The 26,082-nt window shown below is 71.2% G+C and carries 25 protein-coding genes, 1 tRNA gene and 1 pseudogene; 17 read left to right on the top strand and 10 right to left on the bottom strand.

Going from position 1 to position 26,082, the window contains the following annotated elements:
- Nucleotides 1-36 precede the first annotated feature (36 nt).
- The 10 genes from ald (at nucleotide 37) to der (ending at nucleotide 12,652) form a co-directional block, all read left to right on the top strand.
- Complete coding sequence (ald, locus tag ACK2IS_RS09240; protein WP_409483051.1) at nucleotides 37-1,152, top strand: alanine dehydrogenase; 1,116 nt, start codon at nucleotides 37-39, stop codon at nucleotides 1,150-1,152.
- A complete protein-coding gene (gene xerD / locus ACK2IS_RS09235; RefSeq protein ID WP_409485652.1) occupies nucleotides 1,149-2,099 on the top strand; it encodes a site-specific tyrosine recombinase XerD in 951 nt (316 codons plus the stop codon). Before ald ends, xerD begins: the two co-directional genes overlap by 4 nt.
- Nucleotides 2,100-2,230: 131 nt before the next feature.
- Nucleotides 2,231-3,163, top strand: coding sequence for a ParA family protein (locus ACK2IS_RS09230; protein ID WP_409483050.1), 933 nt, complete (start codon nucleotides 2,231-2,233; stop codon nucleotides 3,161-3,163).
- A 5-nt stretch (nucleotides 3,164-3,168) separates the two neighbouring features.
- Entirely contained in the window at nucleotides 3,169-4,176 is a 1,008-nt protein-coding gene (locus tag ACK2IS_RS09225; RefSeq protein ID WP_409483049.1) for a segregation and condensation protein A, read from the top strand.
- The gene (scpB, locus tag ACK2IS_RS09220) at nucleotides 4,173-4,805 is read left to right on the top strand and encodes an SMC-Scp complex subunit ScpB (RefSeq protein WP_409483048.1); all 633 of its coding nucleotides are present in this window, start codon (nucleotides 4,173-4,175) and stop codon (nucleotides 4,803-4,805) included. The genes ACK2IS_RS09225 and scpB overlap by 4 nt, the downstream gene beginning before the upstream one ends.
- A 4-nt stretch (nucleotides 4,806-4,809) precedes the next feature.
- Complete coding sequence (locus ACK2IS_RS09215; RefSeq protein ID WP_409483047.1) at nucleotides 4,810-5,781, top strand: pseudouridine synthase; 972 nt, start codon at nucleotides 4,810-4,812, stop codon at nucleotides 5,779-5,781.
- A complete protein-coding gene (locus tag ACK2IS_RS09210) occupies nucleotides 5,778-6,881 on the top strand; it encodes a prephenate dehydrogenase (RefSeq protein ID WP_409483046.1) in 1,104 nt (367 codons plus the stop codon). Before ACK2IS_RS09215 ends, ACK2IS_RS09210 begins: the two co-directional genes overlap by 4 nt.
- A 10-nt stretch (nucleotides 6,882-6,891) precedes the next feature.
- The gene (cmk, locus tag ACK2IS_RS09205) at nucleotides 6,892-7,638 is read left to right on the top strand and encodes a (d)CMP kinase (protein WP_409483045.1); all 747 of its coding nucleotides are present in this window, start codon (nucleotides 6,892-6,894) and stop codon (nucleotides 7,636-7,638) included.
- Nucleotides 7,639-9,512: 1,874 nt separating this feature from the next.
- Nucleotides 9,513-10,001 carry a hypothetical protein gene (locus tag ACK2IS_RS09200; protein ID WP_409483044.1) on the top strand — a complete coding sequence of 163 codons (489 nt, stop codon included), beginning with the start codon at nucleotides 9,513-9,515 and terminating at the stop codon, nucleotides 9,999-10,001.
- 1,148 nt (nucleotides 10,002-11,149) lie between these two features.
- Complete coding sequence (der, locus tag ACK2IS_RS09195; protein ID WP_409483043.1) at nucleotides 11,150-12,652, top strand: ribosome biogenesis GTPase Der; 1,503 nt, start codon at nucleotides 11,150-11,152, stop codon at nucleotides 12,650-12,652.
- A gap of 173 nt (nucleotides 12,653-12,825) precedes the next feature.
- On the opposite strand, the gene ACK2IS_RS09190 is transcribed toward der, so the two are convergent.
- Nucleotides 12,826-12,954 carry a hypothetical protein gene (locus ACK2IS_RS09190; protein WP_409483042.1) on the bottom strand — a complete coding sequence of 43 codons (129 nt, stop codon included), beginning with the start codon at nucleotides 12,952-12,954 and terminating at the stop codon, nucleotides 12,826-12,828.
- Between the two features lie 132 nt (nucleotides 12,955-13,086).
- Here ACK2IS_RS09190 and ACK2IS_RS09185 point away from each other — a divergent pair.
- Nucleotides 13,087-13,163 (top strand) — tRNA-Pro (locus ACK2IS_RS09185).
- Here ACK2IS_RS09185 and ACK2IS_RS09180 read toward each other — a convergent pair.
- The 5 genes from ACK2IS_RS09180 to ACK2IS_RS09160 all read right to left on the bottom strand — a co-directional run bounded on the left by ACK2IS_RS09180 (nucleotide 13,142) and on the right by ACK2IS_RS09160 (nucleotide 17,969).
- On the bottom strand, nucleotides 13,142-14,284 hold the full coding sequence (locus ACK2IS_RS09180; protein ID WP_409483041.1) for a tyrosine-type recombinase/integrase: 1,143 nt from the start codon (nucleotides 14,282-14,284) through the stop codon (nucleotides 13,142-13,144). The two genes, ACK2IS_RS09185 and ACK2IS_RS09180, sit on opposite strands and share 22 nt — an antisense overlap.
- Before the next feature lie 134 nt (nucleotides 14,285-14,418).
- Nucleotides 14,419-14,691 (bottom strand): helix-turn-helix domain-containing protein, encoded by a 273-nt coding sequence (locus ACK2IS_RS09175; protein ID WP_409483040.1) that lies wholly within the window; start codon nucleotides 14,689-14,691, stop codon nucleotides 14,419-14,421.
- A complete protein-coding gene (locus ACK2IS_RS09170) occupies nucleotides 14,633-16,204 on the bottom strand; it encodes a replication initiator (protein ID WP_409483039.1) in 1,572 nt (523 codons plus the stop codon). The genes ACK2IS_RS09175 and ACK2IS_RS09170 overlap by 59 nt, the downstream gene beginning before the upstream one ends.
- Entirely contained in the window at nucleotides 16,201-16,551 is a 351-nt protein-coding gene (locus tag ACK2IS_RS09165; RefSeq protein WP_409483038.1) for a hypothetical protein, read from the bottom strand. The genes ACK2IS_RS09170 and ACK2IS_RS09165 overlap by 4 nt, the downstream gene beginning before the upstream one ends.
- Nucleotides 16,548-17,969 carry an FtsK/SpoIIIE domain-containing protein gene (locus ACK2IS_RS09160; protein ID WP_409483037.1) on the bottom strand — a complete coding sequence of 474 codons (1,422 nt, stop codon included), beginning with the start codon at nucleotides 17,967-17,969 and terminating at the stop codon, nucleotides 16,548-16,550. Before ACK2IS_RS09160 ends, ACK2IS_RS09165 begins: the two co-directional genes overlap by 4 nt.
- A 292-nt stretch (nucleotides 17,970-18,261) precedes the next feature.
- On the opposite strand from ACK2IS_RS09160, the pseudogene ACK2IS_RS09155 reads away from it, so the two are divergent.
- Nucleotides 18,262-19,213, top strand: a pseudogene (locus ACK2IS_RS09155) (IS481 family transposase).
- On the opposite strand, the gene ACK2IS_RS09150 reads toward ACK2IS_RS09155, so the two are convergent.
- Together ACK2IS_RS09150 and ACK2IS_RS09145 are read right to left on the bottom strand one after the other, a co-directional pair.
- On the bottom strand, nucleotides 19,151-19,399 hold the full coding sequence (locus ACK2IS_RS09150) for a hypothetical protein (protein WP_409485695.1): 249 nt from the start codon (nucleotides 19,397-19,399) through the stop codon (nucleotides 19,151-19,153). The pseudogene ACK2IS_RS09155 and the gene ACK2IS_RS09150 sit on opposite strands and share 63 nt — an antisense overlap.
- A gap of 2 nt (nucleotides 19,400-19,401) precedes the next feature.
- Complete coding sequence (locus ACK2IS_RS09145; RefSeq protein WP_409483036.1) at nucleotides 19,402-19,827, bottom strand: plasmid replication, integration and excision activator; 426 nt, start codon at nucleotides 19,825-19,827, stop codon at nucleotides 19,402-19,404.
- A gap of 173 nt (nucleotides 19,828-20,000) precedes the next feature.
- Between ACK2IS_RS09145 and ACK2IS_RS09140 the strand changes: the two genes are divergently transcribed.
- Nucleotides 20,001-20,606 carry a helix-turn-helix transcriptional regulator gene (locus ACK2IS_RS09140; RefSeq protein WP_409483035.1) on the top strand — a complete coding sequence of 202 codons (606 nt, stop codon included), beginning with the start codon at nucleotides 20,001-20,003 and terminating at the stop codon, nucleotides 20,604-20,606.
- On the top strand, nucleotides 20,603-20,920 hold the full coding sequence (gene cutA / locus ACK2IS_RS09135) for a divalent-cation tolerance protein CutA (RefSeq protein ID WP_409483034.1): 318 nt from the start codon (nucleotides 20,603-20,605) through the stop codon (nucleotides 20,918-20,920). Before ACK2IS_RS09140 ends, cutA begins: the two co-directional genes overlap by 4 nt.
- A 69-nt stretch (nucleotides 20,921-20,989) precedes the next feature.
- Here cutA and ACK2IS_RS09130 read toward each other — a convergent pair whose 3' ends face one another.
- Together ACK2IS_RS09130 and ACK2IS_RS09125 are read right to left on the bottom strand one after the other, a co-directional pair.
- Nucleotides 20,990-21,706: a hypothetical protein gene (locus tag ACK2IS_RS09130; protein ID WP_409483033.1), complete on the bottom strand. Its 717-nt coding sequence runs from the start codon at nucleotides 21,704-21,706 to the stop codon at nucleotides 20,990-20,992.
- A gap of 758 nt (nucleotides 21,707-22,464) precedes the next feature.
- Complete coding sequence (locus tag ACK2IS_RS09125) at nucleotides 22,465-23,295, bottom strand: UbiA family prenyltransferase (protein WP_409483032.1); 831 nt, start codon at nucleotides 23,293-23,295, stop codon at nucleotides 22,465-22,467.
- On the opposite strand from ACK2IS_RS09125, the gene ACK2IS_RS09120 reads away from it, so the two are divergent.
- Genes ACK2IS_RS09120 through ACK2IS_RS09110 form a run of 3 tightly spaced genes read left to right on the top strand, consistent with a single transcriptional unit; the run spans nucleotide 23,257 to nucleotide 26,038 of the window.
- On the top strand, nucleotides 23,257-24,465 hold the full coding sequence (locus tag ACK2IS_RS09120; RefSeq protein WP_409483031.1) for a type III polyketide synthase: 1,209 nt from the start codon (nucleotides 23,257-23,259) through the stop codon (nucleotides 24,463-24,465). The two genes, ACK2IS_RS09125 and ACK2IS_RS09120, sit on opposite strands and share 39 nt — an antisense overlap.
- The gene (locus ACK2IS_RS09115; RefSeq protein ID WP_409483030.1) at nucleotides 24,462-24,986 is read left to right on the top strand and encodes an isoprenylcysteine carboxyl methyltransferase family protein; all 525 of its coding nucleotides are present in this window, start codon (nucleotides 24,462-24,464) and stop codon (nucleotides 24,984-24,986) included. The genes ACK2IS_RS09120 and ACK2IS_RS09115 overlap by 4 nt, the downstream gene beginning before the upstream one ends.
- On the top strand, nucleotides 24,986-26,038 hold the full coding sequence (locus ACK2IS_RS09110; RefSeq protein WP_409483029.1) for an NAD(P)/FAD-dependent oxidoreductase: 1,053 nt from the start codon (nucleotides 24,986-24,988) through the stop codon (nucleotides 26,036-26,038). The genes ACK2IS_RS09115 and ACK2IS_RS09110 overlap by 1 nt, the downstream gene beginning before the upstream one ends.
- Nucleotides 26,039-26,082: the final 44 nt, after the last annotated feature.

Below are 26,082 nucleotides of genomic sequence, written 5' to 3'. Positions count from 1 at the left end.
GGGGACGACGAGGTCCCCGCGATGACAGGAGCAGTCATGAAGGTTGGCATCCCCCGCGAGATCAAGAACAACGAGTTCCGGGTGGCCATCACCCCCGCCGGCGTCCACGAGCTCGTCACCCACGGCCACGAGGTCGTCATCGAGAAGGGCGCCGGTGCGGGCTCCTCGATCACCGACGAGGAGTACACCTCCGCGGGTGCCACGATCATCGACTCCGCGGACGACGTGTGGGGCCAGGCCGACATGGTCCTGAAGGTCAAGGAGCCGATCGAGGCCGAGTACCACCGGATGCAGGAGGGCCAGACCCTCTTCACCTACCTGCACCTCGCCGCCGACCGCCCGCTGACCGAGGAGCTCAAGAAGCGCAAGGTCACCGCCGTGGCCTACGAGACCGTGCAGCTCGCCGACCGCTCGCTGCCGCTGCTCGCCCCGATGTCCGAGGTCGCGGGTCGCCTGGCCACCCAGGTCGGCGCCTACTACCTCATGAAGACCAACGGCGGTCGCGGCGTGCTCATGGGCGGCGTCCCTGGCGTGCAGGGCGCCAACGTCGTCATCCTCGGTGCCGGTGTGGCCGGCCTCAACGCCGCGCAGATCGCCGTGGGCATGCACTCCCGGGTCACCCTGCTGGACATCAACATCGCCCGGCTGCGCTACCTCGACGCGATCTATCAGGGCCACATGCAGACGATCACGTCCAACTCCTTCGAGGTCGCGAAGGCCGTCCGCGAGGCCGACCTGGTCATCGGCTCGGTGCTGATCCCCGGCGCGAAGGCCCCCAAGCTCGTGTCCAACGAGCTGGTCTCCCAGATGAAGCCGGGCTCGGTGCTCGTCGACATCGCCATCGACCAGGGCGGGTGCTTCGAGGACTCCCGGCCCACCACGCACGCCGAGCCGACCTTCCAGGTCCACGGCTCGACGATGTACTGCGTGGCCAACATGCCGGGCTCGGTGTCCATGACGTCGACCTACGCGCTCACCAACGCGACCCTGCCGTATGCCGTGGCCCTCGCGGACAAGGGCTGGCGCGACGCGCTCAAGGCCGACCACGCGCTGGCCCTGGGCCTGAACACCTACGACGGCGAGGTCACCTTCCAGGGCGTCGCCGACGCCTTCGACATGTCCTGCGTCGACCTGGACGAGGTCCTGCGCTGACGCCGGAGCGCGCGACCCGCGGGTGGCTGGACCACCTCGGCGTGGAGCGGGGCCACTCCCGCAACACGCTGGCGTCCTACGCCCGCGACCTGCGCCGCTACCAGGACTTCCTGGCGGGGCGCGGCATCACCGACATCGCGCAGGTGCGCGAGGAGGACGTCTCGTCCTTCCTCGCGCACCTGCGCACGTCCGAGCCCGGGGTCGGCGGCGCGCCGGGGCGACCGGCGCTGTCCGTCTCGTCCGCGGCCCGCACCCTGATCGCCGTGCGCGGGCTGCACAGGTGGCTCCTGGTCGAGGGGATCACCGCCCAGGACCCGGCGCGGGAGGTGCGTCCGCCCCAGCCGGCCCGGCGCCTGCCCAAGGCGATCGGGATCGCCGAGGTGGAGCGGCTGCTGGCGGCGGCGTCGCTGGGGGACACCCCGGTCTCGCTGCGGGACCGGGCCCTGCTCGAGGTGCTCTACGCCACCGGCGCGCGGATCGGCGAGGCCGTCGGGCTGGACCTGGACGACCTGCCCGGGCCGGGCGTCCCGGACGAGCAGGCGGTCGTCCGGCTGCTCGGCAAGGGTGGCAAGGAACGCCTCGTGCCGCTGGGCTCCTTCGCCCGAGAAGCCTTGGCGGCGTATGTCGTCCGCGGCCGGCCCACCCTCGCGCAGGCGGGCTCGGGCGGCGCGGCGGTGTTCCTCAACCAGCGCGGCCGGCGCCTGTCCCGCCAGAGCGCGTGGGCCGTCGTCCAGACAGCCGCGCAGCGGGCCGGGCTGACCGCGCACGTCTCCCCGCACACCCTGCGGCACTCCTTCGCCACCCACCTGCTCGAGGGCGGGGCGGACGTGCGCGTCGTGCAGGAGCTGCTCGGGCACGCCGACGTGACGACGACGCAGATCTACACCATGGTCACCGTGCAACGGCTGCGCGAGGTCTGGGCCGAGGCCCACCCGCGCGCCCGCTGACGCGAAACCGGCACGCGCACACACCGATCCTGGCGAGGTGATGCCCTGACTGTGCGTAGTGACGGTATGGTCACGGTTGACCGATCTGCGCGAGGCAGACCGCAGCACCAGCGTGGGAGTTGATCGACCGGATGAGTCACCCGGAGCAGACCCAGCAGCAGCCGACCGCCTTCGAGTCGCCGCGCCACGACGTGCTCCCGGGCACGACGAGCGCCTTCGAGGGCAACGTGGGACCGACGGGTCGGCCGATGCCGGAGTTTCCGACGCCCAGGCCGCTGACCAGCCACGGTCCGGCCCGCGTGATCGCCATGTGCAACCAGAAGGGTGGCGTCGGCAAGACCACGACGACCATCAACCTGGGGGCCGCGCTGGCCGAGCTCGGCCGCAAGGTGCTGATGGTCGACTTCGACCCGCAGGGCGCCCTGTCCGTCGGCTTCGGGATCCGCCCCAACGACCTGGACACCACGATCTACAACCTGCTCGTCGACCGCCGCATCGACATCCGCGACGTCATCCAGCCCACCCGCACCGACAACGTCGACGTGGTCCCGGCCAACATCGACCTGTCGGCCGCCGAGGTCCAGCTGGTCGGCGAGGTCGCCCGCGAGCAGATCCTGGCGCGGGTGCTGCGCCCGGTCCTGGACGACTACGACGTGATCCTCGTGGACTGCCAGCCCTCGCTGGGTCTGCTGACGGTCAACGCGCTCACCGCGGCGCACGGCGTCATCATCCCGCTGGAGTGCGAGTTCTTCGCGATGCGCGGCGTGGCGCTGCTCGTGGAGACGATCGAGAAGATCGTCGACCGGCTCAACCCGCGCCTGCAGATCGACGGCATCCTGGCGACGATGTATGACGGTCGCACGCTCCACTCCCGCGAGGTCGTCCGCTCGGTCGTGGACCACTTCGGCGACACGGTCTTCCACACCGTCATCTCCCGCACCGTGAAGTTCCCGGACGCGACGCTGGCCGCCGAGCCGATCACGTCCTACGCCTCCGCCCACTCCGGGGCCGAGGCCTATCGCCAGCTCGCGCGGGAGCTCATCGCCCGCGGTGGTGCCGCCTGAGCGTCATGACCGCGGACGTCCCGGGCGTGCTGCCCGAGGGTTCGGTCCCGGGAGGGGTGCTCACCCGGCGAGGAGCGCCCACGCCCTTCGAGGTGCACCTCGACGTCTTCGACGGCCCCTTCGACCTGCTCCTGGGTCTGATCAGCAAGCACAAGCTGGACATCACCGAGATCGCGCTGGCCCAGGTCACCGACGAGTTCGTGGCGCACATCCGGGCGGCGCAGCGCGCGGCCGACGAGGGCGGCGCCGAGTGGGACCTGTCCCAGGCGTCGGAGTTCCTGCTGGTCGCGGCCACCCTCCTGGACCTCAAGGCCGCCCGGCTGCTGCCGAGCGCGGGCCCGGACGACGAGGAGGACCTGGCGCTGATCGAGGCCCGGGACCTGCTGTTCGCCCGGCTGCTGCAGTACCGCGCGTACAAGCAGATCGCCGGCGCCTTCGCCGAGCGGATGGACGTGCACGGGCGGGCGCGGCCGCGGCAGGCGGGCCTGGAGCCGAGGTTCGCGGCGCTGCTGCCCGAGCTGGTGATGACGGTGACGCCGGAGCAGCTGGCGATGATCGCGGCGCGGGTCCTCACCCCGAAGGCGCCCCCGCAGGTGGGGCTCACCCACCTGCACGCGCCCCAGGTGTCGGTGCGCGAGCAGGCGGCGCTGGTGGCCGCGCGGCTGCGGGCCCGCGGCACCATGAGCTTCCGTGCGCTGGTGGCCGACGCCGACTCCACGCTGGTGATCGTCGCCCGCTTCCTCGCGCTGCTCGAGCTGTTCAAGGAGCGGGTGGTGGCTTTCGACCAGGCCGAGGCGCTGGGCGAGCTGACCGTGCGGTGGACGGGGGAGGAGGGCCAGGAGGTGCAGATCTCCGCCGACTTCGACGAGCCCGCGCGCCCCGACGGTCCGGTGGTCGCGGGTGACCCCGTGACCGAGCGGGAGGGTGACCCCTCCGACGAGGAGCTCGCGGCCCTCGCCCGGCAGCGGAGGCGGGCGGACGACATACCCCCTGGTCAGGAGGTCGAGGGATGACTGACGCTCAGGTCGAGATCGAGGCCCCGGACGCGGCACCTCAGCCGCCGGAGGAGGCCGCCGTCGACGTGCGCGCCCTGCCCGGTGGTCTGCGCGCCGCGCTGGAGGCGGTCCTCATGGTGGTCGAGGAGCCGATCGACGAGCCGACGCTCGCCGCGGCCCTGGAGGTGTCCCTCGACGAGGTGCGCGTGACCCTGGCCGAGCTGGCGCGCGAGTACGACGAGCAGGGACGGGGTTTCCAGCTGCGGGCGCTGGCCGGCGGGTGGCGCGTCTACTCCCGGCCCGAGCACGCCCCGGCCGTGGAGAAGTTCCTCCTGGACGGGCAGCGCGCCCGCCTGACCCAGGCCTCGCTCGAGACCCTCGCCGTCATCGCCTATCGTCAACCGGTCTCCCGGGCGCGCGTCAGCGCGGTGCGCGGGGTCAGCGTGGACGGGGTGATCCGCACGCTGATGACCCGTGGCCTGATCACCGAGATCGGCCACGACGAGACGACCGGTGCGGTGCTCTACGGGACCACGCCATACTTCTTGCAGCGGATGGGCCTCACGAGCCTGGACGAGCTGCCGGCCCTGGCGCCGTACCTGCCAGACACCGACATCCTCGACGAGATCGCAGAACAGGGGCGCTGACCACATGAGTCCGCAGCAGAACAGCAGGGGTGGCTCCGGCCGGGGCCAGGGCGGCGCGCGCCGGGGGTCGGGCTACACCGGCGCCGGGGGCGGTCGCGCGGGCGGCCCGACCGGGGGCCCGCAGCGCAAGCCGGGGGCGCGGCGTGTCGCCGGTCAGCGTCCGGTGCGCGGCCAGGGTGCGCAGGCGCCCGGCGGTGCGGGCGGACGCGGCCGGGGTCCGGCCCAGCCCTACGTCGACGTGCACGACCCTGACGGCACCCGCCTGCAGAAGCTTCTCGCCTCAGCCGGCATCGGCAGCCGCCGCACCTGCGAGAACCTCATCGCCGAGGGGCACGTCCAGGTCGACGGCCAGGTCGTCACCGACATGGGCGTGCGCGTCGACCCGGCCACCGCGCAGGTGCACGTCGACGGCGTGCGGGTGATCTTCGACGAGACGAAGGTCTACTACGCCTTCAACAAGCCGCTCAACGTGGTCACCTCGATGAACGACGAGCTCGGCCGCGTCGACATCGGCGACTACCTCGGCGAGGGCCGCAAGACGCGGCTCTTCCACGTCGGACGCCTCGACCAGGACACCGAGGGGCTGCTGCTGCTCACCAACGACGGCGAGCTCGCCCACCGGCTGCAGCACCCGGCCTACGGCGTGACCAAGACCTATCTCGCCCAGGTGCCCGGCCCGGTGCCCCGCGACCTCGGCCGCCAGCTGCGCGAGGGCGTGGAGCTGGAGGACGGCCCCGTGCGGGTCGACTCGTTCAAGGTCATCGACTCCTCGCCGGGCAAGGCCGTGCTGGAGATCGTCATCCACGAGGGTCGCAAGCACGTGGTCCGCCGCATGCTCGAGGCCGTCGGCCACCCGGTCATCAACCTGGTGCGGGTCAAGGTCGGCGAGGTCGGTCTCGGGCACCTCAAGGCCGGCAAGATGCGCCCCCTGACCCGGCAGGAGATCTCCTCGCTCTACGAGGCCGCCCAGCTGTGAGCGAGGCTGCTGGTGCGCCGCGCGCCCGGATCGTCGGCACCGGCCTGATCGGCACCTCGGTCGCGCTGGCGCTGCGGGCCGCGGGCTGGCCGGTGTCGCTGGAGGATCCCTCGCCGACCGCCGCGGCGCTGGCCCGGGACCTGGGGGCGGGCACGATCGACGAGCTCGCGCCCGACGTGCTCGCACCCGACGTGGTCGTGGTCGCCGCGCCCCCGGACGTGACCGGCGCCGTCGTCGCCACCCAGCTGGCGCGCTGGCCGTCGGCGGTCGTCACCGACGTGGCCTCGGTCAAGTCGACGGTGCTGGCGACGGTGCGGTCGCTCGGCGGCGACCTGCGGCGGTATGTCGGCAGCCACCCCATGGCCGGGCGCGAGCGCTCCGGCGCCGTCGCGGCCCGCCCGGACCTGTGCACGGGGCGCCCCTGGGTGGTGGTGCCCTCGCCCGAGTCGTCCGCCGAGGCGGTGGCACTCGTGGTCTCCCTCGCGCGGGCGGCCCGCGGCGAGGTCGTCACCCTCGGGCCGCAGGAGCACGACGCGGCCGTCGCCGCCGTCTCCCACCTGCCCCAGCTCATGGCCACGCTCACCGCCGCCCGCCTGCGCCACGAGCCCGACGACGCGGTCGCCCTGTGCGGCCAGGGGGTGCGCGACGTCACCCGGATCGCGGCGAGCGACCCCGGCCTGTGGACCCAGATCCTCGCCGGCAACGCGGCGGGCGTCGCGGCGCTGCTGCGGGCGGTGCGGACCGACCTGGACGACGCGGTGGGCGCGCTGGAGGCGCTGGCCGCGGGCGGCGACGCCCCCGGCGCGCGTGCGGTGCTGGCCCGGCTGCTCGACGACGGCAACCACGGTCGCGCCCGCGTGCCCGGCAAGCACGGTGGCGCTCCGACGCCATACACCGTCGTCACCGTGGTGGTGCCGGACGAGCCCGGGGCGCTGGGCAGGTTGTTCGCGGCGATGGGTGAGGCGGGCATCAACCTGGAGGACCTGCACCTCGAGCACGCCGTCGGACACCCCGTCGCCCTCGCCGAGGTGTCGGTGCTCCCGGGGGTGGCGGATCGGTTGCGCACCCACCTCGGAGCCGGTGGCTGGACCATCCACTAGGGTCTGCCCCATGACCGAGCCCAACCTGCTGCCGACCTCGCCCGAGGACCAGATGAACGGCCCCGACCTGGTGGTCGTCGCGATCGACGGCCCCTCGGGCTCAGGGAAGTCCACGGTCTCCCGGATGGCTGCCCAGCGGCTCGGTCACGGCTATCTCGACACGGGCGCGATGTATCGCGCGGCCACCTGGTGGTGCCTGCACGAGGGCATCGACCTCGCCGACCAGGCCCGCGTCGCCGAGGCCGTGCGCGCCCTCCCGCTGGAGATGGGCACCGACCCCGTCGCCCCCACCGTGCACGTCGACGGCACCGACGTCGCCGAGGCGATCCGCACCACCGAGATCGCCTCGGTCGTCTCCCAGGTCGCCACCAACCTCGACGTCCGCGCCGAGCTGCGCCGCCGCCAGCGGGAGATCATCGGCCGCGTCGGTCGCCGGCGCGGCGGGATCATCGCCGAGGGCCGTGACATCACCACCGTGGTCGCCCCCGACGCCGACGTGCGACTGCTGCTCGTCGCGTCGGAGGAGGCGCGGCTGCGCCGGCGCGCCACCGAGCTGCACGGTCAGGCGTCGGCCGAGTCCGTCGCCGCCACCCGGGACCAGATCGTGCGCCGCGACCGGGACGACTCCACGGTGTCGAGCTTCATGACCGCGGCGCCCGGCGTGATCACCATCGACACCTCCGACCTGACCCTGCAGGGGTCCGTGGAGGCCGTGCTCGACGAGATCGCCTCGGCCATGGGCCGCATCCGCGACTGAGGTCGGGTGGGCGGGGCCGCCCGGCCTCGTCAGGACGTGTCCGCCTGCCGGCCCTCACTCCCGTCGGGCTGGGGCCGGCCGCGCGTGGCGGGACTGTCGCAGGAACGGTGTAAGCGGCCCGTTGACGGAGAGGTCTCGGCGTGCGAAGTGGCCGGTGTCGTGGTGGCGGTGGACGGCGCGGATGGGGGTGGTGACCCCTGGCGCCGATGCCGGTGTATCCCTTGTCCGCCAGGACGAGCAGGCCCTGGGCGGTCAGGGTTGCCAGGGCGTCGGGGATGTGGTGCTGCCGGGCGGCGCGTACGTCGTGGCAGGCGCCCGGGGACGGCTGGGGAGCACCACACGAGGTCACCTCGCCCGGAGGCGATGACCAGCGCTCGTTCATGCCGTGCCGTCTGGTCTTGCCGCCGTGGTGGGCCCGGTCCGCGCCCTTGGGTCTGGTCTTGACGCGGTCGGTTCCCGGTCACGGTGCCGCCCCTGGACCAGGTAGGCCTTCGACCGTGCCCGCTCAAGCGCCTGATCGAGGGTTGGGGCCATGGCGGCGAGCACCTCGCAGGCCTCCACGACGTACCGGTAGACCGTGGCGGTGCCGATACCGAAACCCGCGGCCAGCGCGGTGTACGTGTGGTTGCCGTGGCTGGTGGGCCAGGACCAGCAGTGCTTGCCGGGCCGGTGACAGCCGCCGCCAGGTGCCCCGACGGGCACGATCCTGAGCCAGGGCGCGGGTCAGGACATCGTGGGCGGTGGTGGACACGGGCAGCCCGACGGGATAGACAAGCACAGCGAAGCTCCTGGCGCAGCGGTTGGTGTGGTAACCCCGCTTCTACCAGGAGCTTCGCCCCATCCCACGCCACCACGCCGCCCACCCAACACCCTGCCAGCCAAGATGGAAAAGGCTCTGGGAACCCGGTGGAGTCGGTGAGGACCTGCACGTTCCCGCCATGAGCGTGGTGCTTGCCGGAGTACCACACGTCGTAGCCGTTCGTGCTGGTGGAAGGGGCGGAGCAGCGGTTGGTGCGGACGAGGGTGCCGTCCAGGCACACGAACGGGGCGCCCGCGTCGAGCTGGTCGGCCAGGACGTCTTCCAGGGACGGGGCGCGGTCGGCGACGACGGTGATGGCCTCGTGCAGGTATCGGTACGCGGTCGCCTGGGACAGGCCGTGATCACGCGCGAGGCGGTGCACGCCGGTGGCGTCGACCAGCCACCGCAGGAACAGGACGGCTTGGGTCCAGCACGTCGCGGTCCGCTGATAGGGGCGCGCATCGTGAAGTCCGCGGTGATGCTGCAGCCACGCGGACACGCGACGGACGACGGCCAGGGGGACGGGCAGGGTGGCACGACAGGACAGCATGCGGGGCTCGGTTCGGGCGGAAGGACAGAGGTGAAACCGAGCCTGACCACCGGGCCCCGCGTGCACCTATCCGACACGCCGTCCCCGCAGGTCCCAGCTCCGCAGCACCCTCAGACCGACAAACCTGGTGAGAAAACCTCATTCTCGGATTCTCGGCCTAGTGGGGTGGTGAGACTCGTCAGGTCGTGGCGCACGGTGCAGGCGACGTTGAGACGCGTGTCGTTGAGTGACCATCGAACCAGATTGGGAGAACTGGAACATGAGAGACTATCTGTGGGGACTCTTTGCCGGGGTTGCGAATCTCATCATCCTGTTGGCAGGGCTGAGAGGGTTGAGGTGGTTCTACCGCCGTGGAGACGTGGATCGAGACGGCCGCTGACTCCATGACCTCATATCATTGCTGAACCCGCCGCGACGTGACTCTTCGTGTTAGTGAAAAGGATCATCGTCATCATGGATGGAGATCGATTCCCCGAGAGGTTTCAAAGCCTGGGGAACGTGCTAGGAGGTGCAGCCTCGTCCTGGATGCTTCTGCTCGGATCGGCGCTGATGTTGAACAGAGGAGCCTTGACCGACGTTGACCCCATGACCGGGCAAGAAGTCTTCGGTACGGCATCGGCCTTGTTTCTTTGCTCGATATCCCTCTATCGAATTTTGTGCGATACCTGGGTCGAAGTGCGTACCGGGTGGGTCGATGTTCGCAATCCGGTCCATCGGTATTCGATACCCGTCTCGCAGGTGGTCGAGATCCAATGGAAGCAACAGCATTGGCCAAGGCTCCTGATCGCCTCGGGGAGGAAGATCAAGCTCCTCGGTGTGCAGCAGTCCACCATGGACTTGATGGCAGGCGGCTCCGGCGAGATGAAGAATCTTCTGCGTACGCTCGAGGAAGTCGCAGCTGAGGGTTGCAGCACGGAGGGTCATGCTTCTCGTGGCATATCGAGAATGACATGGGGGCTAGGTTCTCTCCTTTTCGCCTGGGCCCTGTATGGGATTAGTTTTATTCCCTGGTGACTTTGCGCGAGGCGGCAGGGTGCCGTCCCGGCGTCAGGCAAGCTCCCGTTGCCTGCACGGGGTTGACGTTGACAGGGGACATGTCGTCGATGATGGGGAGCAGACCATGACTCTCATAGCGTTTTCCGGCATGCTTTCCATGGTGATCGCGCTCACAATGATTGACGCGGCTGCCCTCCCTCTCTCTCTCGGAAAGAGCACTTGCCAGTCTGGGATGGATCACGGCGGCTCTGCTCGTGCTGGTTCGAGGTCATATAGCGGGGATTCCCGTTCGTGACTGTCTGCGAGCTGGGGCAGTCATCTGCATCGTTGTCACCGTCGCCACGCTCGGGAGGCCAGCCGTGCTCATGGATCAACTACTGACGGCTGAGGTCAAGGCGCAGACACGAGGTCGGCGGCTCGCTGGACTGACCGCCTTCTTGGTGACAATCGTCGTCTGGGCTATCTGGGGAGGCAGCGTCGTTCGGGCATGGTCCTGATTTTTTACCGCAACATGGCGCGGTGTGCGAGATCACGCTTTTATCGATCATCGAACAATCGGCCCGACGGACCGATTGTCGTGAACAAATGCGGAGGCGCTATGGCGATCTACGAGGACCACAACGGTCATGGAAGTATCGTGACGGGAGGCGTCCTGATATTCTCGCCTTACATGGTAGGCGCGGTGCTGGTGAGAGGATTCCCTGCCTGGAGTCTTCAATTCTTGGTCGGGACCGTCTTGATCGTCGGATATTCCGCTTGGTGGGCATATTTCATATATCGAATGCTGCATCCAGTCGAGGGAGGCCCCATTGATCGCATGATGGAGCGTCTCCTCAACGATGATGATGAATAGCCTGGTGGTGTCCGAGGTGAGTGGTGCCGAGCTGTGCCTGGGTCTGGCTGCGTCACGGCATGGTTCACGGGGCCGGAGGTCGGCCGGCGGCGCGTGCGTCGGGGAACAGGCCTTCGGGAGCGCTTCAGAGGGAAACGGCGTGTCAAGACCGGCGGCGTCCTTGGACATGGCGAACGGGCCGAGCGGAGTCATGAGGCCGATGCGGAGGCCCGGCTCGGAGCGGGCAGAGGGATAGGGCGGCTCGATGGGGGACAATGGGTGGTGGTGTGCCCGCTCCGCGGCATACCGGATGGCGTAGCGAAGGACCTCTCAGGTGAGCGATCACGACAACCAGCCCCTCGACCAGTCGGCGGCCGACGCGCCGCTGGAGCTCGACGAGGGCGTGGAGCAGGCGCTGCGCGCCGGGCTCGAGGACTTCGAGCTGACCGACGAGGACCTCGCCCTCATCGACGCCGAGCCCGACAGCCAGTCCGACGAGGAGGGCTCCGCACCGCTGCCGGTCCTCGCCGTCGTGGGCCGGCCCAACGTCGGCAAGTCCACCCTGGTCAACCGCATCATCGGCCGCCGCGAGGCCGTCGTCGAGGACGTGCCCGGCGTGACCCGCGACCGCGTGGCGTATGCCGCGGAGTGGACGGGCCGCAAGTTCACGCTCGTCGACACCGGCGGCTGGGAGGTCGACGCGACCGGCATCCACCTGCGCGTCGCCGAGCAGGCCGAGGTGGCCGTCGAGCTCGCCGACGCGGTGCTCTTCGTCGTCGACGCGACCGTCGGCGCGACCGACACCGACGAGGCCGTCGTCAAGATGCTCCGCCGCTCCGGCAAGCCGGTCATCCTCGTCGCCAACAAGGTCGACGACCAGCGCGGCGAGGCCGACGCGGCGATGCTGTGGGGCCTCGGGCTCGGGCAGCCCTGGCCCGTGTCCGCGCTGCACGGACGCGGCTCCGGCGACGTCCTCGACGAGGTGCTGCGGGTGCTGCCCGCGGTGTCCAAGGTGGGCGGCGCCTACGAGCGGGGCGGGCCGCGCCGGGTGGCGCTGCTCGGGCGCCCCAACGTCGGCAAGTCCTCCCTGCTCAACCGGCTCGCGGGGGAGGAGCGCGTCGTCGTCGACAACGTCGCCGGCACCACCCGCGACCCCGTCGACGAGCTGATCCGCCTCGGGGACACCACCTGGCGCTTCGTCGACACCGCCGGCATCCGGCGGCGCGTCCACCAGACCCGCGGCGCCGACTTCTACGCCTCGCTGCGCACCCAGTCCGCCCTGGAGAAGGCCGAGGTCGCGATCGTCCTGATCGACGCGGGCGAGCCCATCAGCGAGCAGGACATCCGCGTCATCCAGCAGGTCGTCGACGCCGGCCGCGCCCTGATCGTCGCCTACAACAAGTGGGACCTGGTCGACGAGGAGCGCCGCTACTACCTCGAGCGCGAGATCGAGCGGGAGCTCGTGCAGATCCAGTGGGCGCCGCGCGTCAACGTCTCCGCCACCACCGGGCGCAACACCGGCAAGCTCGTGCCCTACCTCGAGACTGCGCTGGAGTCCTGGGACACCCGCATCCCGACGGGCAAGCTGAACTCCTTCTTCGGCGAGATCGTCGCGGCGCACCCGCACCCCGTCCGCGGCGGCAAGCAGCCCCGCATCCTCTTCGCCACGCAGGCCGCGACGCGCCCGCCGCGGTTCGTGATCTTCGCGAGCGGCTTCATCGAGGCGGGCTACCGGCGCTTCCTGGAGCGGCGGCTGCGCGAGGAGTTCGGCTTCGAGGGCACCCCGATCGAGATCTCCGTGCGGGTCCGCGAGAAGCGGCGCCGCCAGTCCCGCTGAGTCGGCTGTCCGGCAGCAGCCGGAGGTGGCGGTATGCCGGACCGGGGTCGCGCGGACCGGCATACCGCCGCAGACGCAGCCGCGGGGTGGGACCGCAACAGGCCCACGCACGACAGCGCGGAGCCGCACCGGGGGGTGTGCGGCTCCGCGCTGGGTCTGCGGGGCGGTGGCGGTCAGTCGCCGGCCGAGGACTCACGCCGGGGAGGCCGGGCGATGACGCCCCTCAGCTCTCCGTGGGTCTGCTGGTGCTTGCGCAGCAAGGTGCGGGCGTCGGTCCAGGCCTTTGTGCGACGAGTGTCCATCGGGTCCTCTCGTAGGGGTTCGTACCTGGTGCAACGTGCTTGGGGCCTGGGATGTTCCGCGGTGGCCGGCACGGATTGGAAGATCGCGTCACGAGTGCGCTAAGGTGACGTGTCGCTCACCGCGGTGGGCAACGGGCTGTAGCGCAGCTTGGTAGCGCACTTGACTGGGGGTCAAGGGGTCGCAGGTTCAAATCCTGTCAGCCCGACCAGCAACGGCTGGACCTGTGAACGCAGGTCCAGCCGTTCTTGCGTGCAACGGGACGACGTTTCCGGACGCGGCGGGCACGGTCAGCATGTTCCCGGACTGTTCCCACCAGGCCGAGAATCGCTCCCCAGCAGCCCGGATCGCCTCATGATCCGGGTGCAGGTAGCGAGCGGTCACAGCCGGGTCCTGGTGCCCCGCGATGCGCTGCAAGAGGTACAGGTCCGTGCCCGCGTCGGCCATCCACGTCAGGGCGGTGTGCCGTAGGCCGTGTCGCACAAGACCGGCGAGGCCGAGCGAGCGCACGAGGTCGTCCCACCCGGTCGCGTCCCGCAGTGTGGCGGTGGTGATGACGCCGCCGCGAGGGCCGGTGATCAGACGGGCGTCCGGTCGGCGCCCCTGGGTGAGGCGCTCGACCGTCGGACGCAACGGGTCGATGATCGGCACCCACCGTCGCCGACGGCCCTTCGTGGCCTTGGTGCTCAGACCGCCCTTGCCGGGGTAGGTCTGCCGCTCGACGTGGATGAGGCCCCCAGCCAGGTCGACGTCACCGACCTGGAGCCCGGCGACCTCGCTGACCCGAAGCCCTGTCGTCGCCAGCACCATGACTACGTCACCCCAGCACTGATGACGCCCTGCGTCGACGACAGCCGCGACGAGCCGGTCGAGGGTCGCGACGTTGGGCAGGGCGAGGTCACGAGGGTTGGTCTGGTCCTGCAGCTGCGCCGCACCGCGACCAGCAGCCTTGCGACGAGCACGGTCCTTGGCAGGGTTGCGGGGGATCAGCCCGTCGCGCACCGCCTCGTCGAGCACCAAGACAAGCCCGGCCACGGTGTTCTTCACCGTCGAGGCGCCATAGTCCTCCTGCCACCGGTCGATCGCCCGGTCGATCAGCCCGGCCGTCAGCATCGACACTGGCAGGTGCCCCAGGGCGGGCAGCACCCGTAGCCGCAGGCCCGCCGAGTAGGGGTCGATCGTCGACGTGAAGTCGATCGCTCGCGCCCAACGCGGACCGATCGTGTCGACATAGGTCGCGAGCGTCTGCCCCTTGTCGAGGCCGGTACGACTCACGTGGCGCTGCTCGTCGATCCACGCCCAGGCCTCCGCCTCCGTGGCGAAGGTGCTCACCACCTGCTCGATGTGGTGCGTCGTCGGGTGCGTCTACCGAGCGCGGGCGAGGTAGCGCACCTCACCCGAGCGAGTCGGCCGCGCCCGTACGTAGCCCCCAACGAGCGCGCCCAGGGGAGGGGACTTGCGCGCCCTCATGACGCGATGCTCTCAGCCAAGCGCTCCCGCACCCACTCATCGAGCATGAACACGGGGTAGCGGTACAGCCTGTTGACACGGATATGGCGCGGACCGACGCCATCGAGACGCCAACGCCTCACCGTCGATGGGTCAACGTGCAGGCGCTGGGCGACTTCCTGGGTGGTCAGCAGCTCGAACTCATTCACGGCAGTTCCTCTCTCTTGGGTCTCACTTCGTCGTGGTGGGGGAGTGCTTGCGGTGCTGGGCCTTCCACTGGTCGTACTCACGAGCCCGAGCGGCGGCGGCGGTGGCGAGGGCGGCGTCTCCGGGTCGGGGCCAGCCGGTGCCCGCGTAGGTCCAGGAGCCGATGACGAGGGTGGTCTCGGTGTCGTCGTCGGCCAGGAGCCGGGCCTCTAGGTCGCGGGTGTCCAAAGGCCGGCCTTCTCGCTGCGCCTGCGCTGCGAGTCGTTGGAAGCGTTGGCGTGCGCGGCGTAGGCGCGCGAGGGTGACGCTGTAACGCCGGCTTTTGGTGGCGAAGTGTCCTCGGAAGCCGAGCATGTGTGCCCACTTGCCGATCAGGGTGTAGGGGTCGCGGCCGGTGGCGGGGTCGACGGGGACGGGCACGGGGAGCGAAGCGCGGCGGTCCTCGTCCCGCTGAGAGGCGGCGCAGGCCACGCTCTGGCAGACGGTGCGGAGGCGGGCGAGGTGGGGTCGGTGGCCGTCCGCGCGGAGATCGGCGGCGTCCTTGGTGGCGTACTTGGCGAGGTAGCCCGCGACCTGCTCGGCGCTCAGCTCGTCCGAGGTGCGCAGGTGGGCGGGGCCGTTCGTGACCGCCCGCACGTCGAGCTGTACGCCCCAGGCGAGTATGCGGGCGGGGTCGTCCTCGAGCGCGGGCGGCGCCGTGACGGTCACCGAGGCGGCAGCCTCACACACGGCCTGGGCGAACACCTCGCTGCCGAGGGGTGCAGGGCTGCCGGGTCCGTCGGGTCCGTCGAGGCGGATCATCGCGTGGAAGTGCACCAACCCACGCGCTTGGTACTCAGCGACCTTGGCAAACTGCACCGATGCCAGGTCGCGCAGGCGTGAGGCAGGGACGTGGAGGGTCTTAGCGAGGCGGCGTCGTATGGCGATGGTGGTGCGTCGCCAGAGTTCGGGGGCGTGCCACTGCCACACGACAGCGCTGGTCCAGTCGTAGCAGTCCCAGCACAAAGGAGAGCCGACGAGGCGGTCTGTCTCGTCGTGCCTCGCGTTGCACGACAGGCGGACCCCGTGGGGGCACATCTCGACGTGATCCGACGCCCTGGGACGGCAGCGTCCCCCGTCGGGGCGGGTGCCGCGGACGTGCCCGAACGACGGCGCGGTAAACGTGGCGAACAGCAGCGGGGAGGCGGCCACGGTGGCGGGGACGGTCTTGCCGCCGGCGACACCGGCGCGGATGACCTCGAAGGTGTCGCGGGCATAGACCCGGCTGCAGGCGGGGCAGACGTGGGCGCGGCGGTTGCCGCAGGGGACGAGCAGCTGGCCCAGGGGCGCGTCAGCCGACGAGAAGGACGAGACGTCCTGGCCCGTGGCCGTGTCCACCGTGACCGATGACCCGTTGAGGCGGATGGGGTGCGCGCAGTTGTTGACCGACACGAGCGCGTCGGCGAGCGCGTGGTGGGTGCCGTCCAGGAGGCGGGACAGGATCGAGCCGGTGGCCGTGCTGGGCAGGTCCAGCGGTGCACCCTCGCCATAGCCGGGGAAGGCGGCGCCCCCGGTGTACGTGGAGGGTGCGCCACTGCACGAGTCCAGAGCGGTCACGCCGCACCACCCAGCGGCAGGCCGGTCAGGTCGAGGGGGAACGCGCCCTGCTGGGCGATGATCGGTCCGCGCTTGCTGGTGCGGACGGGCACCCATGACGGGGCAGCGTCGAGCAGCTGCACCGCATGCGGGTCGCGGTCCTGGCCCGCCCACCAGCCACCGGTGACGTCGAGGTCGTCGACGACCGCGAGGCAGTCGAGCAGGACAGTGCAGGCGTCGCAGACGGCCCGCATGGTCAGCACGGCCCACCGGTCGAGGTCGGCGGCGTCGGTCAGCCACGGCAAGTCAGTGCGGGACGCGCAGGCGGCGCGGGTCTGCCACGAGGGAGCAGCGGTGTGCGTGCTCATGCGGCTTTACCGCCAGCGCGGGAGCGGCGAGCCTTGCGGGGCTTGCGCTTCCGAGACGCCGAGCCGGTGCCGGGGCCAAGGGCGGTGACGGTCCCGGTCATCGGCCTGAGGGAGGACGTCACGAGGTTGTCCCACGACGGGGCGGAGGTAGTGGGCTCGACGCGGTAGGTGCTGCCTTCATCCACCACCGTTCCGGTCACGGTGTCGTGCTCATCGCCCTGGTCGTCGCGGCTGTCCTGCGGCGCGGCGTCAGGGGCCGGGACGAGGTGTGCGTGGACGCGGGTCGGGTAGCAGGACGCGGCGGCGCGGATGGCGTCGTCGGGCCAGTAGTGGGCGCGGGCTCGGGTTGCGTTGCCTTCGTCGTCGATGACCCAGCACGTGCCCGGCGCGGCCGGGCTGATGCGGTGGGCGGGAACCCGGTGGGACTTACCTTCACCGAGGACCATGACGGTTTCCATCGAGGACCGCAGCCGGAGTGCGACGGTCTGGGTGAACAGGCCCCGCAGCTTGACGGTCTCCTTGCGCGGGTCTTGCACGCAGGCGACCACGGAGACGCCGAGGGCGCGGCCCTGGGTCAGGATGAGCGCGAGGAGTCGTTCGGCGTCGCGGCGGGTGTCGGCGTCGGCGTAGGCCAGGAGCGCGGCGAGTTCGTCGATGACGAGGACGTGCAGCGGGTCACCCGGCTTCGGCTGGTGCAGGCGGGAGACACCGGCCATGCGGTCCCCACGTTCCTCGATCACGGCCACGAGGTCGCGCAGCACCGCCAGGGCGTCGTCGGTGGTGAACGCACGAGCCGAGAACAAGCCGGCGCCCATCGACAGCTCGACGCCGCGCTTGAGGTCGATGCCCCACAGCCGCACGCAGTCGGACGGGACTGCCGGGGCGAGGGCGGTGACGATGCCCCACAAGATCGACCCCTTGCCGGACCCGGAGCAGCCGACGACGAGGGTGTGCCGCCCCAGCACATCCAGGCGCCACGGGGCGGCGGTCTGGGTCCGGCCGATGACCAGGCCGCGCCCGTACGGCATGGGCGTCGTGGTCGGAGCGGGGGTCGTGGTGGGGGTGTCGAGGTGATCGGCCATGACCAGATCGACCGCGAGGACCGAGCAGGACGCACCGGTCTGCCGGGGCGCATACGTGACCGCGCCCAGGGTCGAGGCGAGGCGCGGGACGCCGGCCTCTAGCTCGTCCAAGGTCTGCCCGTGACGGGCACGGATGACGAGGGACACGACAGCGCCGCGTGTGGTGACCCGGCGCAAGCGGGGGACGGCGACGATCCGGGCCGGGGTGCCAGGCTCGACCACGCCAGCGGGCACCTCGACCGCGCGGACGCGTGCCCAGCCGGAGGACTCGCACAGGTGTCGCCAGTCGCGACGCACCACCCGACGCCACCCGAACCGCCGCAGAGGCCCACCCACGACCCGCTCATACGACACCGGGGCGAGGGCCTGCCACGACCCGAGCCCCATGACGGGGGCGACGTAGCCGAGGGTCAGGACGAGGGCGGTGGCGTCGTCGCTGCCTAGATGTGATGTCCAGGCACGTTGGTCGAGTCGTTGCGATGTGACGGTCTGATCCGGTGGCAGGCGAAGACCTCCCGGTGTGGAGTGGAGCTGTCTGACGGTTCCGCTCCGCGACCAGGAGGTCTTCGTGTCTCACGCTACCCATGCCAACGCTGCTTTGACCCCACGCGCGCGCCTGCGCCTGGGGATGCTCGTGGTCGACCAGGGGTGGCCCGTCGCCCGGGCTGCCGAACGGTTCGACGTGTCGTGGAGGACGGCAGCGAAGTGGGCCCGCCGCTACGCCGAGGAGGGCAGCGCCGGGATGCTCGACCGGTCCAGCCGCCCCCATCACCAACCCCGCCGAACCCCGCCACGCCTGGTCCGCCGGATCGTGCGAGCCCGACTGCGGCACCGGATGGGACCGGTCCAGATCGGCGACCTGCTCGGCGTCCCCGCATCCACCGTGCACGCCGTCCTGACCCGGTGCCGGCTGCACCGGCTGTCCTACCTCGACCGGGCGACCGGCGAACCGATCCGCCGGTACGAGCACGACCACCCGGGCGACCTGCTGCACGTCGACGTCAAGAAGCTCGGCAAGGTCCCCGACGGCGGCGGCTGGCGGTACGTCGGACGCGCCGCGGGCCAGCGTCACCGCGCCGCCACGTCGGCACGCACGGGCGTCCCGAAGAGCAAGTACCGCCAGCCCCTGATCGGGACCTGCTACCTGCACACCGTCATCGACGATCACTCCCGCGTCGCGTACGTGGAGGCCCACGACGACGAGACCAAGGAAACGGCCGCCCTCGTGCTGCGCAACGCGGTCGCGTGGTTCGCCGAACGCGGCGTCACCGTCAAGCGCGTGATCAGCGACAACGGCGGCGCGTACCGATCCCACCTATGGGCCGACACCTGCACCGAGCTCGGCATCACCCCCAAGAGGACCCGCCCGTACCGGCCGCAGACCAACGGCAAGATCGAGCGCTTCCACCGGACCCTGGCCGACGGGTGGGCCTTCAAGAAGTTCTACCCCAAGCGAAGCCGACCGGATCGCGGCCCTGGCACCCTGGCTCCACGACTACAACCACCACCGGCCCCACTCAGCGATCGGCAAGGTCGCCCCCATCACCAGGTTGGACAACCTGTCTGGACATCACACCTAGACGCACCACGACGCAGGCAAACACGACGAGCAGGCCGTACACGTACGACCGGCCCACCCAGCCGCCAACGGCCGCGACGATTCGCGCCGCCAGTACCAGGGTGTGCCAGAGGCGAGCAGCTGCACGCCGCACGTCGCCCCACCCGAGGCCCGACACGTCCCGCGAAGGGCTGTCCAGGGTGGTCATGGTCAGGCCGCCTTGCCAGCGTCGCCAGCACCGGCCTTACCTGCCTGGCCCGGAGCGGTCATGTGCGCGGCCTTGAACGACCACGCCAACCGGGCGCGCCCACCGGAATCGTCCACCCACGGCAGCGCGGTCAGGCCCACGAACTCGACCGGGGTGAACGGGAACGGCGTGTCGTTGACGGGCGGGACAGGCTGCACCTTCGCGGCGATCTTCACCGTCACTGTCTTGTCCCGCTTGCCCGCCTCGGGGTCGGCATCCACGACCTGCACTGACCAGAGGGGCAGGCCGGTGTTCTTGCACGTCTGCTGCACCCGCGACCCGTCCGCCCGCTTGGGGGCGTTGAAGTCCAGGACCGCCTCCACCTCCCCCGTCAAGAACGCCCCCGCAGGGAACACGTCCGAGTGCTGCACCGAGAACCGCTTTTGCATGGCCATAGGAGAACCTCCGTGACTGATTGGGACTCTTACTGCCCCATCGGCTGTATCAGTCACCCTAGGGGCAGGAGGCGCCCCCTGCAAGGACAAATGCTGCCCCTGCCGAGCCGTGCAAGTCCTCCTAGAGGACAGATCGGTCCCTGACCTGCGACAATCCAGGAGTGGAAATGCCAGACGTCATACGCGCCCGGCGCGCTGCGCTCGGCCTCAGTCAGGCCGACCTCGCGGAGCGAGTCGGCATCGACAAGCGCCAGATTCGCCGCTACGAAGCCGGAGAGGCGCAGCCGAGCCTGTCTGTCGGTCGCCAGATCGCCGAGGCCCTCGACATCACCCTCGACGAACTCGCGGGAGCGCAGACCCAGCGCGTCGGCTTGTCGGGCGAGTGGTGGGCTTCCTGGGAGACCTGGAAGGACGGCCAGCCGGCGTTCACCGCCCAGCCCGTGGCGCTGCACCAGCGCGGCGACCTGATCCAGATCAACGCCAAGGACCGTGGCAACGTCACTCTCGACGAGGGTGGCTACCTGTGGCGCGGAGAGCTGCGCCTGTGGGACAACGTCGTCCTCATGGGCTGGTACGCCGCCGCCGACTCAGGTGTCCGCTCGATGGGCACCATGTTCTTCCGGATCGACACCCACGGACAGCACATGCTCGGCCGTTGGGTCGGCCAGTCCCACGACGGCCCCGTTCTCACCGGGTGGGGCACTATCGCCAAGACCGAGACCGCCGCAGTCGACAACCTACGCGCCGCCGTCGAGGGAGGGGCTCAACAATGACCGATGCCGTTGAGATCGTCACCACCGGCCCCGCCGACGTCATCGCACGCATCACCGAGCAGCTCGTCGAGGAACGACTGATCGCCTGCGCCCACCTGACCCCCATCGAGTCCGTCTACCGCTGGAAAGGCAAGGTCGAACACGACCGCGAGACTCGCGCCGCCATGCACACCACGGCCGCCCTCGCTGAGCGTGTCACCGCCCGTGCCGTCGAGCTGCACCCCTACGAGGTGCCATGCGTCATCGTTCTGCCCTTGACAAGCGGCGCTCAGGCCTACCAGGAATGGGTCGCTGCGGAGACTCGGTCCAAATAAGGCCAAGCCGCCACGGGCACCGGGCGCTGCCGCGACTCAAGCCTTGTAGGGGCTAGACGTTCCATCTGCCTAAGACAACCCCGCCAGCCGAGCGTATTTTTCAGGGTCCGAACAGACCTCTAGTACGAGAACATTGCGCTTCGCCTCCAGCAGCTGAAGTTCGCTCTGCAGCCTCTGGTCGGGCTCCTCATTCTCCCTAATCAGCACCCTTATGTACGACTCCACCACGCTCGTCAGAGGCTCGCCTATGGCGCGCTTGTAGTTGAAGCCCACCAACTGAAGCAACGTCAGCATCTCTTTGCTTACAAGGCGCTTGACAAGGTCCAAAACCTCGGAAGGAATGTCTCCAGGTTCACCACTAGTTTCGTCGTCCGACTCTGTGTCAGCCTGCTGACCATCCTTGGCCCCGAGGCTTATCAACCGTTCGACCAAGGGGACCAGGTTCTCTGTGATGTACGCGAGGTCAGCAACGTCTATTGTCTCGGCACGAACACGGTCCCGGAACGCCTGTGCGATCAATTGCAGTTCCGAGCGTTCGTCGAGCAGTTCACTGATGATCTCTTGGAGTTCGGTGATCGTCTCGTCCGATCGCCCAGCAGCCTTCTTGGTTTCAATGCGGGTTGCCACCCGGCTAGTTGCGTTCTTCGCAACAAGTTCTGTCAGGCGCACCCCAAGTTCGCCGAGGTTTGCGTCGAAGTTCATTGTGCCCGACATGTCCATTAGCGCCCCTGATCCTCGAATGCGTTGTAGCCCAAGCATCCCCGACTCGACGCCGATCCGCACCATGAGAACTTTCTGTACTGGTTCAAGGCGCGCCTTCGGCGCGCGGGCGCCGGTCGTCGGCGGGGCCCCGCGCTTGGGCGGGGGCCCGCGCTCCGGTCGCTTCGCTCCCTACGCGCACCCCACCCGGCGCGCACCCCACCGCCGCCCAGCACCAGGACATGACGAAGGGGCGCCTCGGCACCAAGTCCGAGACGCCCCACCGTGAGCAAAAGGCCGGCGCAGTCGCCGGGCGCGACCTAGCCGCTGCCGACCGACCTCCATCTACCGGGCTTCGCAGCCCGGGCCCGCGACCCGCCGCAATCCGCGCCGAGCAGCTGCACCAGATTGGCGGCGGGACCAGGGCGCGGATCACGCCGGAACGGGGGAGTCAGGCCCCCAAAGCGTGTTCCTCGGATGTTCCTCACAGGGTGCACGACGGGCGTCTCCGAGCCACTGCGACGCACTCCAACGACCCCGCGACCTGCGACGGAAGGCCTCGGGGCGATCTGGGGGTCAAGGGGTCGCAGGTTCAAATCCTGTCAGCCCGACCGCACGTAGGGCCGGATCCGTCACCACGGATCCGGCCCTTTCACGTATGCCGTGGCGGTGGGGGGCGCGTTGGGTGATTGCGGGGCCGACCCCCGCGAGCGTCTCCTGGGGCCAGGCTGGCCCCGTGGCACGTTCCAAGAGGGGGCTGAACGTGCCTTTCGGGGCCAGCCTGGCCCCTGACGTCGCGTTGACCGGTGCGGCGGACGGGGTATGGCGGGGGCGGGCGGGGTGCGTCAGGAGCGCGCGGCGTCGGAGGTGCGCTGGGCGGCGACCCACACGGCCGCGTCGGTCGCCGCCATCAGCCCGGCGCACCAGAAGGGCACCTCGCCGGACCCTCGGGTGACGCCCACCGACAGGGCGACCGCCACCGCGGCGAGCCCGACCCGGCCGATGACTGGCAGCCGTACGCCGCGGAGCACGGCGAGCTGGGCGCCCGCGAGGGCTGCGGCGGACTGGGCCCGCAGCGCCCGCTCGGACCAGCGGTGGGGGTAGCCGTGGACCCCGGTGGCGGCGTCGTCGCGCAGGTCGGGCAGGGCGTTGAGCAGGTGCGCCGCGCTCCCGAGCAGGGCCCCGGCGGCCGTCTGCCAGGCGGCGGCGGGGGCCGGGTCGCGTCGATCCGCGAGGGTCACCACGTGCGGAAGCCCCCCGAACGCAACGGCATACGGCAGGATCGAGGCGGTCGAGCGCTTCAGCCCGGCGTTGTACGCCCAGCCCGATCCGACGACGAGGACGACATGGACCAGACCAGCGCGACCACCGCACCGACCCGACAGCAGGAGGCAGGCGCCGCCGGCGGCACCGAGGGCGAGCAGCACCGGGCGCCGGGCCGTGGGGTCGAGGGCGAGCGGCTTGTCGAGCCGTCCGGCGCGGCGGTCGCGGTCGGCGTCGAGCAGGTCGTTGCTCCAGCCGATGGTGAGCTGCCCGGCCAGGACGGCTGCGGAGATCAGGGCGACGCGACGCGGCGGCTGACCCCGGCCGGCGGCGAGCGCCGTGGCCAGGCCGGTGACCAGGACGGTGGGTCCGAGGTGGCAGGTGGCGGCGAGCAGACGCGGCGTGCTGGGCATGCCCCCACGCTAGGGGCCGGGGCGCACGGGCGGGACGCGGGCAGCGCGCCGGTGATCGTGGCGGCCCGGGGCGTGCTCCCGCCGCACGCCTATCCCCAGGCCGAGATCACCGAGACCTTCGCGGCGGTGACCGGCGCGGACACCGGCGGGCGACGCCGGCTGCTCGACCAGGTCCATGCCAACGCGGGCGTCAGCACCCGGCACCTCGCGCTGCCGCTGGAGCGGTATGCCGAGCTGGGCGGCTTCGCAGAGGCGAACGACGCGTTCATCACCGCGGCCGTGGACCTGGGCTGCCAGGCGGTCCAGGAGGCGCTGGCTGCGGCCGGGCTCGGGGTGCAGGACGTCGACCTGCTGGTGGTCGCCACGGTGACCGGGCTGGCGGTCCCGTCGCTGGACGCCCGGATCGTGGCCCGGCTGGGGATGCGCCCGGACGTGCGCCGGATGCCGCTCGTCGGGCTCGGCTGCGTCGCCGGCGCGGCGGGCATCGCCCGGGTGCACGACCACCTGCTCGGCCACCCCGGCCACGTCGCCGTGCTCGTCGCGGCCGAGATGTGCAGCCTGACGGTGCAGGGCGACGACACCTCGCCGGCCAACATGGTGGCGAGCGGGCTGTTCGGCGACGGCGCCGCGGCGGTCGTGCTGGCGGGCGGGGCGCGGGCGTCGACCCTGCGCGGGACCAGCGGCGGGACCAGCGACGCGACCGACACCGACATCGCGCGCGGGCCGCGGGTGCTGGACACCCGGTCGCGGTTCTACGACGGCACCGAGCGCGCCATGGGCTGGGACGTCGGCGAGACCGGGCTGCGGATCGTCCTCGGCGTCGAGGTGCCTGAGCTGGTCCGCACCCACCTGCGCGACGACGTCGACGGCTTCCTCGCCGCCCGGGGCCTGGATCGCTCCGACATCGCCTGGTGGGTCGCCCACCCCGGCGGCCCCAAGGTGCTCGAGGCCATGCAGGAGGCCCTGGAGGTGCCCCGCGAGGCCCTCGGGGTGACCTGGGACAGCCTGGCCGCCATCGGCAACCTCTCCTCGGCGTCGGTGCTCCACGTGCTCGCCGACACCCTGCGCACCCGCCCGCCCGAGCCCGGCAGCCTCGGGATGCTGCTGGCGATGGGGCCGGGCTTCTGCCTGGAGATGGTGCTGCTGCAGGCCGCGGGGGAGCGGTCGTGAGGTCCCGGCAGGCGTATGCCGGGCTCGTGGCCCTCGTCGCCGCCGAGCGGGTCGCCGAGCTGGTGGTCTCCCGCCGCAACGCCGCCTGGTCGCGCGCCCACGGCGGCCACGAGGTGGGGCAGGGCCATTACCCGGTGATGGTGGCGCTGCACTCCGGCCTGCTCGCCGCGTGCCTGGCCGAGGTGCCCCTGGCCGACCGACGCTTCCGGCATACCGGCTGGGCCGCCCTGGCCACGGTCGCCGCGACGCAGGGTCTGCGCTGGTGGTGCATCCGCACCCTCGGGCCGCAGTGGAACACCCGGGTGATCGTCGTCCCCGGCGCCGCGCGGGTCACCGGCGGGCCCTACCGCTGGCTGGACCACCCGAACTACGTCGCCGTCGTGGCCGAGGGGATCGCGCTGCCGATGGTGCACGACGCCCGCTGGACGGCCACGGGATTCACGATCGCCAACGCCGCTCTGCTCGCCCACCGGCTGCGGGTGGAGGAGCAGGCGCTGGCCGCGCTGACCGGCGAGCCGTGATGGCAGGCCCGGACGCGGACCTGGTCGTCGTCGGCGGCGGACCGGTCGGTCTGGTCGCCGCGCTGCACGCCGCCCGGGCCGGGCTGCGGACCGTCGTCGTCGAGCCACGCGAGACCCCTGTGGACAAGGCCTGCGGGGAGGGGATCATGCCGGCCGGTGTGGCCGAGCTCGCGGCGCTCGGGGTCCGGCCGGAGGGCTGCGCGCTGCAGGGGATCAGCTATCACGACCCGGGCGGGCGGGCGGTGCGCGCCTCGCTGGGGCCACGTCCGGGGCTGGGGGTGCGCCGGACCACGCTGCACGTCTCGTTGGATGCGGCGGCCCGCGAGCGTGGGGTGGCGGTCGTCGCGGACCGGGTGGTCGGCGTGGAGCAGGACGACCGGGGCGTGACGGTGCGGCTGGCAGGGGGTGGCTCGCGGCGCGCCGGGCACGTCGTCGCCGCCGACGGGCTGCACTCGCCGGTGCGGCGGCTGCTGGGCCTGGAGCTGCCGGCGCGCGGACCGCGGCGACACGGGCTGCGGCAGCACGTCCGGGTGCGGCCGTGGAGCGCGGACGTCGAGGTCCACTGGGGAGCGGTCGCCGAGGCCTATGTCACGCCGGTCGCGACCGACCTGGTCGGGGTGGCGGTGCTCGGTCCCGGCGGGCAGGGGTATGCCCAACGGCTGGCCGAGTTCCCTTTGCTGGCAGCGCGACTCGCCGGCGCCGAGGCCGTGGACGGGGTGCGTGGGGCGGGTCCGCTGCGGCAGCGGGTGGCGGCGCCGGTCGCCGGGCGGGTGCTGCTCGTCGGCGACGCGGCGGGGTATGTCGACGCACTCACCGGCGAGGGGCTCACCCTCGGCTGGCGGCAGGCGCGGGCGGCCGTGTCGGCGGTGGTGGCGGACGACCCGCAGGCCTATGCCGCCGACCATCGCCGCATCGGCCGGGCGGCGCGGCTGCTGACCGCCGGGCTCGTCGGGGCCACCCGGCACGCGCCGGTGCGCGGGCACCTGGTGCAGGCGGCCGAGGTGGCGCCGTGGGTCTATCGCGCGGCGGTGCGCACCCTCGCGGCGGGCTGAGACCGGTCACCCCGGTGACCGGACCGAGGGTCCCGGCCGGCGCT

The sequence above is a fragment of the Arsenicicoccus dermatophilus genome (assembly GCF_046267915.1).
Taxonomy (GTDB): Bacteria; Actinomycetota; Actinomycetes; order Actinomycetales; family Dermatophilaceae; genus Arsenicicoccus; species Arsenicicoccus dermatophilus_A.
This window is presented reverse-complemented; position numbering and strand designations above follow the sequence as displayed.